Source organism: Stenotrophomonas sp. STEN063 (assembly GCF_056854515.1).
Window position 1 is genome coordinate 1 of the sequence record NZ_JBXFWF010000013.1, and the last position, 12,442, is coordinate 12,442.

Below are 12,442 nucleotides of genomic sequence, written 5' to 3' on the forward strand. Positions count from 1 at the left end.
GGGGGGGTTTTCCGCCGCTCCAAAAAGCACGGGGGGGCGCCTCTTTTAGCGCCGTGCCTTGCTCGGCTGCCGGTTTTGGGGTTAAGCCCCTGCCGAGCATGGCTCGGCACTACGCCGTTGCCCCTCCCTTTGGCGAAGCCAAGGGGAGGGTTGGGGAGGGGTTGGCTTTTCGGCTTTTCAGTCGCGCAGGACTGCGCCGGTAGCTGCCACGCGGATGCGGGTAGGTTGGGCCAGGCCGCCGGTGGCGCCATCCAGCAGGCCATCCAGCAAGGCCAGCAGGGCAGGGTCCAGCTGCTCACGGGAGCGCGCTGGCGGCTCGCCGGCGAGGTTGGCACTGGTCGATACCAGCGGGCCGCCCCAGGCCTCGCACAGGGCCTGTACCAGTGGATGCGCAGTGACCCGCACGGCGATGCCGGTGTGTTCGCCGGTGATCCAGCGTGGGGCGCGTGGGCCGGCCGGCACGATCCAGGTGTTGGCGCCGGGCCAGCTGTCCAGCACTGCCTGCCGGCGGTCGTCTGCCAAGGCGTCCAACTGCACCCAGCCTTCCAACTGCGCCGGGCTGGCGGCGATCAGGATCATGCCTTTCTCGACCGGGCGCTGTTTCAGCGCCAGCAGTTTCATCACCGCGGTTTCGTTGGAAGGATCACAGCCCAGGCCCCAGACCGCTTCGGTCGGATAGGCGATCACGCCGCCGGCCTTGAGGGTGGGGACGACGTTGTGCAGGTCGAGTTCGAGCATGGTCAGCACCGTTGGAGGGCCAGTGCGTTCGTTGGCGCTGGTCGGCGAAAGGACGCAAAGCAAAGGCCGCCCGGTGGGCGGCCTGCTGCGGGTGGTGCCGATTATCCGCTTGTTGGCGGGGGAGGGGATGGTTGGAAAGCGGAAGCTGCATTCAACCGGCTTCAGGAGCAAAGCCTACCCTCATCCGTCCCCCGCCTTCGCGGGGGCAGGCTCTTTGGACACCTTCTCCCGAAGGGAGAAGGAAGCGCTGGTCAGAACGGCGGTGCGTCGTCGGCGGTCGACTTCTTCACTGCCTTCTTGGCGACGGTTTTCTTGGTGGCCTTCTTCGCTGCGGTCTTCTTGGTCGCTGCTTTCTTGGTTGCCGCCTTCTTGGCCGGAGCTTTCTTGGCGGCAGCCTTCTTCGGCGCGGCTTCCTTCTTGACCGTGGTCTTCTTGGCGGCCTTCTTGCCGAAGCCCTTGCGCACCGGCTTGCCGGTGTCGGCCATCAACTGCTCGACTTCAGCCAGGGTCAGCGAGGCCGGCTCGCGGTCCTTGGGGATCTTGCCGTTCATCTTGCCGTCGCTGATGTACGGACCGAAGCGACCGTTCAACACCTGGATGTCCGAGCCTTCGAACTCCTTGATGATGCGGTTGCGCGCGATCTCTTCCTTCTCTTCGATCAGGAACACGGCGCGGGCCAGGTCAATCTTGTACGGATCGTCTTCCTTGGTCAGCGAGGCATAGGTGCTGCCGCGCTTGGCGAACGGTCCGAAGCGGCCGATACCGACGGTGACTTCCTCGCCATTGGCATCGGCGCCAAGCTTGCGCGGCATGTCGAACAGCTTCAGTGCTTCTTCCAGCGAGATCGAGTAGATGCTCTGGCCCGGCTGCAGTGAGGCGAACTTGGGCTTCTCTTCGTCTTCGACGGTGCCGATCTGCACCATCGGGCCGAAGCGGCCGATACGTGCGGTGACATCCTTGCCGCTGACCGGGTCCGGGCCGAGCACGCGCGCGCTGCCGGCGTCGGTGCGGTCCAGCGATTCGCTCTTGTCGGTGACCAGTTCCTTGAACGGGCCCCAGAAGCGCTCCATCAGCGGCACCCACTCTTCCTCGCCGCGCGACACCGCATCCAGCTCGTCCTCGAGCTTGGCGGTGAAGTCGTAATCGACGTACTGGGTGAAGTGACTGGACAGGAACTTGCTGACCGCGCGGCCGACGTCGGTCGGCTTGAAGCTGCGGCCTTCCATCTCGGTGTACTTGCGGAACAGCAGGGTCTGGATGATCGAGGCATAGGTGGACGGTCGGCCGATGCCGTATTCCTCAAGCGCCTTGACCAGTGCCGCTTCGGTGTAGCGCGGCGGCGGCTGGGTGAAGTGCTGGTCGGCGACGATGCGGTCCAGCGGCACGCGGTCGCCGGGCTTCATCAGCGGCAGCTTGCGGCCTTCGTCCTCGTCCTCGGCGCTCTTGCTGTCCTTGCCTTCCTCGTACACGGCGAGGAAGCCGGGCACCACCACGGTGGTGCCGCTGGCGCGGAACACGTGCTCGCTGCCGGCCGACAGGTCGACGCTGACGGTGTTCAAGGTGGCCGGGATCATCTGGCAGGCGACGGCACGCTTCCAGATCAGCTCGTACAGCTTGCGCTCGTCGTCAGTGAGGTACTTGCCCACCTGTGCCGGGGTGCGCAGCGCGGAGGTCGGGCGCACGGCTTCGTGGGCTTCCTGCGCGTTCTTGGATTTGGTGGTGTAGGTGTTGGGCTTGTCCGGCAGCGAACTGATGCCGTAATCGCGGGCAATCACGTCGCGGATCTCGGCCAGCGCATCCTGCGACAGGCTCACCGAGTCGGTACGCATATACGTGATCAGGCCGACCGTGCCCTCATCGCCGATGTTCACGCCTTCATAGAGCTTCTGCGCCACCTGCATGGTCTTGCGGGTGGTGAAGCCGAGCTTGCGCGAGGCTTCCTGCTGCAGCGTGGAGGTGGTGAACGGTGCGGCCGGGCGGCGCTTGCGCTCCTTGCTGGCGACGTCGGTGACGTGCAGCGAGCCCTGCGCGGCCTGCTGGATGCGCAGGCGTGCGGCCTCGGCGGTGTCGCCGTCGGTGACGGTGAACTGCTCGAACTTCTGCCCGTCCAGCTTGATCAGGCGCGCGTTGAAGTGCTGCGAAGGGTGCGCGCAGGCGGCCTCGATGCTCCAGTATTCGCGCGAGATGAAGGCTTCGATCTCTTCCTCGCGCTCGACGATCATGCGCAGGGCCGGGCTCTGCACGCGGCCGGCAGACAGGCCGCGCTGTACCTTGCGCCACAGCACCGGCGACAGGTTGAAGCCGACCAGGTAGTCCAGCGCGCGGCGTGCCTGCTGGGCATCGACCAGGTCCGAGGCGATTTCGCGCGGTTGGGCAATCGCCTCCTTGATCGCGCGCGGGGTGATTTCGGTGAACACCACGCGCTGCATCGGCTTGCCATCGGACAGGCCGCGCTGTTTCAGGATCTCGGCGATATGCCAGCTGATGGCCTCACCCTCGCGATCCGGGTCGGTCGCCAGCAGGATGTCATCGGCGCCCTTTGCGGCTTTTGCGATGGCTTCGACGTGCTTCTCGTTCTTCTCGATCAGGTCGTAACGCATGGCGAACCCGTTCTCGGGGTCGACCGCGCCTTCCTTGGGAACCAGGTCACGCACATGCCCATACGAGGCCAGGACCGTGTAGTCCTTGCCGAGGTATTTATTGATCGTCTTGGCCTTGGCCGGTGATTCGACGATGAGCAGGTGCTTGGGCATGTCAGTACATTCTTGGGGCGGAACGCCCGGTGGGGGCGCTAGGGTGGCTTAAACCGGGACGATAGTGAAGCCGATATTGGGGTTGTGCATAAGCCGACGCCCGGGTTGCGGCCCGGGCGTTCAGCTTGGTTCCTTATTAGAGGAATCATGCCGGAGGGGCCTGTGTCAAGCCGCCCCCGGCAATTTGTCAGTTGAAGGGTGCTGCCGCAACGCCGGGAAGCACCACCAGCCCGATCAGGCAAAGCCCTCTGGCGGAGGGCCGTCAGCGTGCTCAGGATTGCGCGATGGCCATGAAAAAGCCAAATGCGATCAAGGCCAGGTAACCAAGGATCAACAGTGCCGCCAAACCGACGATGACGAGTGTCACCGGGCCCAGCTCACGGCTCTGGCGCTCCGGATGTTCGGTGAAGGCCCATTTGTCGACTACCACGGTGTCGCAGATCATGTCGTGCAAGCTCTGCTTGCGCTCGGTGACGCCGACCATGATCGCCGACACCAGCAGGGAGATGTAGCAGGAGATCACTGCAAGCCCGATCATCGCGATGTAACGCAGGAACGCGCGCCAGAAGCTGATGCGTTCGCCATTGCTGCGCACGACCTTGGCGCCCACCGCCATTTTGCCGAGGCTGGCCAGGTTGTTGGACGAGTGCATCCAGCCGAAATAGGTGGCCGGCACCAGGATGCAGATGCCCATATAGATGCCGTAGAAGGCGAGCATGGCGCCCGCGTTGGCCAGTTCCGACCCGGCCATGCCTGCCAGGCTCACCCCCATCACAAGCGCGATCGGGATCAGCAACACCGCGGAAACCACGCCGGTGACGATGCTGTCGATCACCGAGGCAGCAAAGCGTCGCAGGAAGCCTGCTTGGACGATGGCGCCGCCGGTCACCACATGATTCTGGTCGACGGGCATGCTGCCCGGCGCGGAATACGGGGAGTGTGCAGTCGCAGCTCGCACAATTGCGGGTTCGGCCGCGGTGCCGTTCTCGATGGCCGCATAGTCCTGGCGCAGGTCGATGCCGGTGTTGGCCTGGGTGACCAGCTGCAGTTCGTCGGCGATGGCCGAGAGCGGTTGCCACTGCTGCATGCCTTCGCGCCACACCAGGGTGTCCAGGTCGATCTCGCCTGCGCGGAATTTTTCGCGGAGGGCATCCGCTTCAATCGGACCATGCCGCTCGCGCTGGGCATCAGCGTAGTACCACTGGCTCATCTTTTTCCCCGTAAAAGTTCTGAACGCTACCAATCAGCCGCGACAGTCGATCGGCAGGTAGTTGTCGTCGACATCGGAACTGCATTCCCAGCTGTCGGCCTGCATATCGTAGTCGAGCCAGATGCTTTTGCCGTCAAGTTGCGAATGCGATGGAACCCGCAGGAAGGCTTCCAGCCCGCAATGCCCCTCTTCAAAGCGGCCTACATGGACCTGGGCGACGTCGCCGCTGGCATAGCTTTCCGGGGTGCCGAAGCCTTCGTCATCATTGATCGGGCAGCGCTGGTTGGCGGCGACGAACTCGGCCACCTGATGCTTCAGGCCCAGCAGTTGCCCTGAAACCATCGTTGTCTTGGAGCGCATCACATACTGCTGGTAGGCCGGCATGGCGATGGCCGCCAGGATGGCGAGGATGGCAATCAGGATCACGCCGACGACCGCAGCGATGATGCCGGCGATCGCGCAGCCGGACAGGCCCTGGCGGGGAGCTGCAGCGGATGTCGTGTGGATGGTTTGTAGCCCCGGAGGCAGCGACGGCGGTACTGGCGGTGCGCTTGCCGATACCGGGTTTTGCAGGTCGAGCCCAAGCTCGCCGGCGAAGTCGCGCAACGGCCGCCAGTCACCGGCACCTTCGCGCCAGACCAGGGTGTCTTCGTCGATGCGCCGGGACTGGAAAAGCTGGGTGATGTCTTCGTCACTGATCGGGCCGCGGCGTTCGCGGTTACCCTCGGCGTAGAACCATTGGCTCACGTAGGTATTGTCCTTATGCATCCCTGCACGCCGGTGTTGGGCTCAGTGCAGGGGTTCGGGTTCGTCGACAAACATCTGGGTTTCCATCCAGGCATAGGCGGCTTCGGCGCCGGGCTGGTTGAACAGCACCATCAGCACCACCCACTTCAGGTCGTCCAGGTCCAGTTCGTCCTGGTCCAGCGCCATGGCGCGGTCCAGCACCAGTTCGCGCTGGTCGGCGTCGAGCACGCGTTGTTGTTCCAGGAACAGCAGGAAACCGCGGCTCTCCACGTCCAGCTTGTCGAGCTCGGGGCCGTGGAACACGCGAACCGGCCCGTCAACGCGCGGCTGGGCCACGGCTGGACGTTGTTCGGCCAAGGCATCGAGCCAATCGAAGGCCTTGTTGATTTCGGCGGGACTGAAACCGGCCTGGATCAGGCCGTTCTGTAGCGAGTCGCGGTCTCGGATGAGATCAGCATCTTCGCTGAAATAGTGTTCAAACAGGTACAGCAGGACGTCCAGGATGCTCTCTTTCATTGCCCCTCGGCCTGCGCCATTGGCGCTGTGGAGGTGAAGAAACCTTCAGGTGCGGGTATAGCGGCCGTGCGCCGACGAAACCTTCCCTTCCAATTCCATGAGCAGCAGCATGGAGGACAGGCTGGCGGCCGTCAATCCAGTGCGCTCGATCAGTAAATCCATACCGGTTGGGTCATAACCCAAGGCGTCCCACAATCGCTGGTAGTCTGGGTCCGGTGGCGTGACGGCCGGGTGCTGGCCGGACGGTACAGGGGAGATGGGGGTCTGAAGCCGGGTTTGCAAGGCGCAGGCCAGTTCGCCGGCCAGATTGGCCACGCCTTCAAGAATGTCGGCGCTGTGTGTCACCAATGTTGCACCTTCACGTATCAGCCGGTGGCAGCCGCGCGCCATCGGATTGTGGATGGAGCCAGGCACGGCAAAGACCTCGCGGCCGGCCTCGCTGGCCAGGCGCGCGGTGATCAGTGCGCCGGAGCGTTCGGCGGCCTCGATGACCACGGTGCCAAGGGCAAGTGCCGCCAACAGGCGGTTGCGGGCGGGGAACTGGCCGCTGCGCGGTGCTGTGCCTGGCGGGTATTCGCTGATCACCGCGCCTTCGGCGGCGATCTGTGCCTGCAGCTGGCGATGGTGGCGCGGGTAGGCCAGGTCCGGCCCCGTCCCGATCACTGCATACGTGCTGCCGCTGCAGGCCAGCGCCGCCCGGTGCGCAGCCGCATCGATGCCGGCGGCCAGCCCGCTGGCGATGGTGAGGCCGCAGCCAGCCAGTGTGGTGGAGAAGTCGCGGGCGATATCGCGCCCGCCGGCGGTGGGGATGCGGCTCCCTACGATTGCGATTGCCGGCTGCCATGGACGCATCGGGTCGCCGGCGATGAACAGTGCCAGTGGTGGATTCGGGCTGTCGCGCAGTAGCGGTGGATAGTCCGGATCACCCCAGCCAATCAGCTGATGGCCATCGGCGTCCAGCCAGGTGACGGTGCGCGCCCAGGCGTCTGCATCGGGTTTTGCCAATGTCTGGCGCTGCGCTGGGGTGCAGCCGGCCGCCTGCCAGCCGGCGGGGCCGGCGGCCAATGCGTCGGCGCTGCCGCCATGTTGATCGAGCAGGCGACGCAGTGTCTGCCGGGGGCCGCCAGCCAGCGCCAGGGTCAGCAGGGCCGGGCAACAGGGTGGGGAGGGTAGATTGGCGAAGGCTGATCGAGGCATGGCCCAGCCTGCCGCCACAAACAACAACGGCGCCCTCGGGCGCCGTTGTGCTGCATCGTAAGGCTAGGCCGCAGGCGCTTACTGCGCGTCCGGATGTTTCAGCTCATAGCCTACGCGGGTCGGCTTGGTACCTTCCATGATCAAGGCATAGCTGACCTTGTCGAAGGTGCGGAACACCATTGCATGGCCAGCATATTCGTCAGGCAGGGTGACGCGGCCTGCGCCGGTCTTCAGTGCATCGTCCATGCGCGAAGAGTCGGGATGCTGCATGCGGTGGGCGACGTGGCTGCCACTGCGCCAGATCGAGAACACCGTGCCGTTGTCGATGCCCTCACGTGCGCCGCCGGAGATGGCGATCACATCGCGCGGGCCGCCGCTGGTGAAGGTGTCGGTCACTGCAAGCACGCGCAGCTGACCCGGTGCCGAGGCGTTGGCCGGGGCATGCGGGACGAACTGCAGGTCGTACGGGGTGGTCTGCACCGGCACCAGACGGTCGCCGGCGCGTACTTCCCTGCCGCTGTCCTGCAGCTGCAAGGTGGACGCCTCGACGCTACCGCTGGCTACCTGGGTCAGGGTGCCGGCATTCACCTCTGCCAGCTCGTAGCCCAGGAACTCGTTGCGGTCATTGGCGGCTACGTAGCTCGCCCACACGTTGCCGCTGCCCGGGATGGCCCGGCCGCGGTTGTCCAGATCATCGGTGTGCTTGGGTTGGCTGAAGCGCACGGTTGGGCGCACCACCATGTAGCGTTGGCCAGGCTGCGCGGCCTCCAGGCCGAGGACATAGGCTTTCTGCCCCAGGGTAGCGCGCAGGCGGTTGTCTTCCAGGCCAACCACATAGGGCAGGTCCTCGAAGCTGTCGACCACGTTCAGGTTCTTAAGGAAGGGCTCAACGTCCGCCAGCGGTACGCCGGTGATCGGTGCTTCCTGGCGCGGGCCTGCCTGGGCGGTCACCCGGTCCAGATAGGCCAGGCTCAGAACGTCGCCCGGGTAGATCAGGTGCGGGTTCTTTACCTGCGGGTTGGCCTGCCAGATCTCCGGCCAAAGCCACGGCTTTTTCAGGAAACGTGCCGATATATCCCACAAAGTATCGCCCTTGCGCACCACGTAGGTGTCAGGGTGGGTACCGTTCATTTCGACGGCCACGGCATAGGTCGTGACGGTCAGCATCGCCACGGCGGCGACCGTACGTAATTGTTTCAACATGGTTGCGATCTGCCTGATTCCCCAACAGGTTGTCGCACTATATTGCAGAAACGGGGGCGCCGGGCAAGCGCAAGCGGTAGAATTGGGACATCTTGCCGAAATATGCGGCATCCCGGATTGGTACTGCCATGGCTCTCCTGCCCATTCTTGAGTTTCCAGACCCGCGCCTGCGCACCAAGGCGGCCCTTGTTGAAGCGGCCGAGGTGACCACGCCGGCCTTCCAGCAGCTGCTCGACGACATGCTGCAGACCATGTATGACGCCCCGGGCATCGGCCTTGCTGCCAGCCAGGTGGACGTCCATAAGCGCTTCATGGTCATCGACGTCAGCGAAGAGCACAACGCGCCGCAGGTGTTCATCAACCCGCAGATCGTCAGCGCCAGCGAAGGCGGCCGCGTCTATCAGGAAGGTTGCCTGTCGGTGCCGGGCATCTATGCCGATGTCACCCGCGCTGATTCCATCGTGGTGCGCTACCTTGACCGCGAAGGCAAGCAGCAGGAACTGGCCGCCGATGAGCTGCTGGCGACCTGCATCCAGCATGAGATGGATCATCTGGACGGCAAGCTGTTCATCGACTATCTGTCGCCGCTCAAGCGCGAGATGGTGCGCAAGAAGCTGGCCAAGTCGCGCAAGCACGTAGCTTGATTTGAGGCGGGGATCGGGGACCCGGGATTGGAAAGGGCATGAATTGCTGCGTTTCTTCCAGTCCCGGCGTTCTGTCCTGCATCCCTGATCTGCACGCTCTTTCTTTCGATTCGCGATTGGTAGCCGCTGCTGCGCTGCTTTTGCCAATTCCGGATCCCGAATCCCGAATCCCCGCCCAATGAAAATCATCTTCGCCGGTACGCCGGAATTCGCCGTTGCTTCCTTGGCCGCCGCCGCGCGGCAGCATGAGGTGGTGGCGGTCTACACCCAGCCGGATCGTCCCGCGGGCCGTGGTCGTGGCTTGATGCCCTCGCCGGTGAAGCTTGATGCGATTGCGCGTGGCATTCCGGTATTCCAGCCGGAAAGCCTGAAGACGCCCGAAGCCCAGCAGCAGCTGCGCGAACTGCAGCCGGATCTGATGATCGTGGTGGCCTACGGCCTGATCCTGCCCAAGGCAGTACTGGCCATCCCGACCCATGGCTGCTGGAACGTGCACGCCTCGCTGCTGCCGCGCTGGCGCGGCGCTGCGCCGATCCAGCGCGCGATCGAGGCGGGCGATGCCGAAACCGGCGTCTGCCTGATGCAGATGGAGGCGGGCCTGGATACCGGCCCGGTGCTGTTGCGCCAGCACACCCCGATCAGCGATGCCGATACCGGTGGCCAACTGCATGACCGCCTGGCACAGCTGGGCGCGCAGGTGCTGTCTGATGGCCTGGGCTTGTTGCGCGCCGGCTTGAAGCCGGTACCGCAGCGCCAGCCGGAAGCCGGTGTCACCTATGCACACAAGCTGGACAAGGCTGAAGCCCGGCTCGATTGGGCCGAGCCAGCGGCCGCGCTGGCACGTCGCGTGCGCGCCTTCAATCCGTGGCCGGTAGCCGAGGCCATGTTGGCTGGCGAGCGCGTGCGCATCCACGGTGCGGTGGCCATTGAGGACAATCGCGGCCAGTCACCGGGCACGGTGATCGGCGCCGCCCGTGAAGGCATCGACATCGCCTGCGGGCAGGGCGCATTGCGTCTGCGCGTGGTGCAGCGCGAAGGCGGCAAGGCGATTACCGCTGCCGATTATCTGAACGCACGCCGCGATCTGCGGGTCGAGGGCTGAGCGGATGACGGCTGCTACTTCCTCGCCGTGGGGCAGGTCCGCGGCGGCACAGCCCGGCGTGCAGACCCGTGCGCTGGCGGCCAAGGTGCTGGCGGCGGTGATCGGCAAGGGCCGCTCGTTGAAAGCCGAGCTCGGCGCAGCCCTGCCCAAGCTCGACGACAGCCGCGACCGCGCGCTGCTGGAAGCCATCTGCTTTGCCGCGCTACGTCGCCGCGTGGTCTACGACCACGCACTGCGGCAATGGCTGCAGAAGCCGTTGGGCGCGCGCGATGGTGATCTGCGTGCGTTGCTGATGGCCGGTTTTGCACAATTGGATGTGTTGCAGCTGCCAGCCCATGCGGCGCTGTCGGCGACGGTGGAGGCAGCGCGCGCGCTGGGCCGTGAGCGTCAAGCTGGCATGGTCAACGCATTGCTGCGTCGCGCACAGCGCGAAGGCTTTGCCGAGGCGCGCGCTGAAGATGCGTGGCCGCAATGGCTGCTGGCCAAGGTGCAGCACGACTGGCCAGGGCAGGCCGCAGAAATCATCGCGCAGAGTCTGCAGCCGGCGCCGATGTGGCTGCGGGTGAACCGTCAGCAGCACTCGCGCGAAGCGTATCTGGATTTGTTGGCCGAGGCCGGCATTGAGGCCATTGCCGAGCCCTTGTCGGCCGATGCGGTGCGCCTGCCGGTTGCGGTGCCCGTGAACAGCTTGCCCGGCTTCGCGCAGGGCGCGGTGTCGGTGCAGGATCTGTCGGCGCAACAGGTCGCCGATGCGCTGCAGGCGCCACTCGGCGCGCGGGTGCTGGACGCCTGCGCCGCGCCGGGCGGCAAGTCCGCGCATCTGTTGGAGCGCGACCCATCCCTGCAGTTGCTGGCGCTGGACGTCGATGCACGGCGTCTGCAGCGCATCCGCGAAACCTTCGCCCGTACCGGCGTCGGCGCACAGGCGCAGGTGCTGGCGGTCGATGCCACCGATACCACCGTGTGGTGGGACGGCAAGCCGTTTGACGCGGTGCTGCTGGACGCGCCGTGCTCGGCGACCGGCATCATCCGCCGTCAGCCCGACGTGCTGCTGCACCGCCGTGCCGAGGACATCGTTGCGTTGGCGGCCTTGCAGGCGCGCTTGCTGGATGCACTGTGGACGGTGCTGCGCCCGGGTGGCGTGCTGCTGTACTCGACCTGTTCGATCCTGCGCCAGGAAAACGGCCAGCAGGTAGCGGACTTCCTCGTGCGTACGCCGGATGCACAGGTGCAGGCATTGCCTGACGCATTCGGTCACGAGGTTGCCGGCAACCGCCAGCGACTGCCGGGTGAGCAGGGTGGCGATGGCTTCTTCTATGCGCGGCTGGTGAAAGCGGCGCAGGACTGAGCGGACGTTCTCCGTTCCGCGGATCAAGCTGGCGCCAGCGTTGGCGGTGAAATCAAGTGCGGGCCCCGCTTTGCTTGCGGGCGCCATGGCAGGGAGGCAGGCAATTGTTGATCAGGTACTATCATGACTCGTTGTTGTGTCCAAGATGGCTTCCGGAAAGCGGGGAGCCCGTATGGATTCTTTTCCAGGATTGCGTCGCGCAATGACTCGACCGTCTGCTGATTTGCCCCTTTATGTGATCAACCTGCCGGCATCGGCGGATCGTCGTGCCTCGATCCAGCGGCAGGCAGAAGCTCTGGGCATCGAGGTGACGATGTGGGAGGCGGTCAATGGCAGCATTCCGCATCCCTTGTTTGCCAAGGTCGATGAAAAGCGGCGCCTGGCCTGCAAGGGCCGCCCTTTCCGCCCCGGCGAGATTGGCTGCTGGGCCAGCCACTACTTGTTGTGGCAGCAGTGCGTGGACAGTGGTCGGCCGATGATGGTGTTTGAAGATGACATCACCATCGACCCGCGGTTTCTGGACGTATTGCGTGACCTGCCGTCACTGCCGGAGTCGGTGGGCTACTTCCGCCTGCATGCTGCGGACCGCCCCAGCTCGGCCTGGATAAGGTTCGGCGACTCAGTCCTGCACCGCTACTGGCGCAGCCCACTGTGCGCGTTTGGCTACTACCTGACGCCAGAGGCGGCTGCAAAGTTCCTGCGTCACGCCGAGCACTGGGTGCTGCCGGTTGATGACTATATGGACCTGGCCTGGCTGCATGGGGTGGAATGCCTCGGCCTCAAGCCCGGCGTCGTGCGCAGCGGTCATCTGTTCGCTTCGGTGATCCAGGCCGGGCGCAAGGCCAAGCCTGCTGTTGGGCCGTTGGGTTGGCTGAGCCGCGAGGTTTATCGGGCAGGCCTCAGCGTGCGCTGGTTTGCCTACAATCTCGCTTCGCGGTTGCGCGGGCGTACACCTGCGGACAACGGTTGATACGCGGGATCCGT

General features: G+C 65.0%; 11 protein-coding genes. 4 read left to right on the forward strand and 7 right to left on the reverse strand.

The genetic code is table 11. From position 1 onward, the window contains the following. Positions 1-177 precede the first annotated feature (177 nt). The 7 genes from tsaC to AC1VWL_RS05330 form a co-directional block, all read right to left on the reverse strand. Positions 178-738, reverse strand: coding sequence for an L-threonylcarbamoyladenylate synthase type 1 TsaC (gene tsaC, locus AC1VWL_RS05300; protein ID WP_482986015.1), 561 nt, complete (start codon positions 736-738; stop codon positions 178-180). Positions 739-989: 251 nt separating this feature from the next. Further along, entirely contained in the window at positions 990-3,491 is a 2,502-nt protein-coding gene (locus tag AC1VWL_RS05305; protein WP_482986016.1) for a DNA topoisomerase I, read from the reverse strand. Positions 3,492-3,762: 271 nt separating this feature from the next. Next, the gene (locus tag AC1VWL_RS05310; protein WP_482986017.1) at positions 3,763-4,701 is read right to left on the reverse strand and encodes an RDD family protein; all 939 of its coding nucleotides are present in this window, start codon (positions 4,699-4,701) and stop codon (positions 3,763-3,765) included. 33 nt (positions 4,702-4,734) lie between these two features. After that, the gene (locus AC1VWL_RS05315) at positions 4,735-5,469 is read right to left on the reverse strand and encodes a GYF domain-containing protein (protein WP_482986018.1); all 735 of its coding nucleotides are present in this window, start codon (positions 5,467-5,469) and stop codon (positions 4,735-4,737) included. A gap of 21 nt (positions 5,470-5,490) precedes the next feature. Then, entirely contained in the window at positions 5,491-5,964 is a 474-nt protein-coding gene (locus tag AC1VWL_RS05320; protein WP_282268100.1) for a DUF494 family protein, read from the reverse strand. 45 nt (positions 5,965-6,009) lie between these two features. Further along, positions 6,010-7,161 (reverse strand): DNA-processing protein DprA, encoded by a 1,152-nt coding sequence (gene dprA / locus AC1VWL_RS05325; RefSeq protein WP_482986019.1) that lies wholly within the window; start codon positions 7,159-7,161, stop codon positions 6,010-6,012. A gap of 78 nt (positions 7,162-7,239) precedes the next feature. Next, entirely contained in the window at positions 7,240-8,364 is a 1,125-nt protein-coding gene (locus AC1VWL_RS05330) for a LysM peptidoglycan-binding domain-containing protein (RefSeq protein ID WP_482986020.1), read from the reverse strand. Between the two features lie 128 nt (positions 8,365-8,492). On the opposite strand from AC1VWL_RS05330, the gene def reads away from it, so the two are divergent. The 4 genes from def (at position 8,493) to AC1VWL_RS05350 (ending at position 12,428) form a co-directional block, all read left to right on the forward strand. Further along, positions 8,493-9,008 carry a peptide deformylase gene (gene def, locus AC1VWL_RS05335; protein ID WP_282268094.1) on the forward strand — a complete coding sequence of 172 codons (516 nt, stop codon included), beginning with the start codon at positions 8,493-8,495 and terminating at the stop codon, positions 9,006-9,008. A 178-nt stretch (positions 9,009-9,186) separates the two neighbouring features. After that, positions 9,187-10,110: a methionyl-tRNA formyltransferase gene (gene fmt / locus AC1VWL_RS05340; protein WP_296248612.1), complete on the forward strand. Its 924-nt coding sequence runs from the start codon at positions 9,187-9,189 to the stop codon at positions 10,108-10,110. A gap of 4 nt (positions 10,111-10,114) precedes the next feature. Then, complete coding sequence (rsmB, locus tag AC1VWL_RS05345) at positions 10,115-11,458, forward strand: 16S rRNA (cytosine(967)-C(5))-methyltransferase RsmB (RefSeq protein ID WP_482986021.1); 1,344 nt, start codon at positions 10,115-10,117, stop codon at positions 11,456-11,458. A gap of 202 nt (positions 11,459-11,660) precedes the next feature. Further along, positions 11,661-12,428, forward strand: a complete 768-nt coding sequence (locus AC1VWL_RS05350) for a glycosyltransferase family 25 protein (protein ID WP_481533668.1) — start codon at positions 11,661-11,663, stop codon at positions 12,426-12,428. Positions 12,429-12,442: the final 14 nt, after the last annotated feature.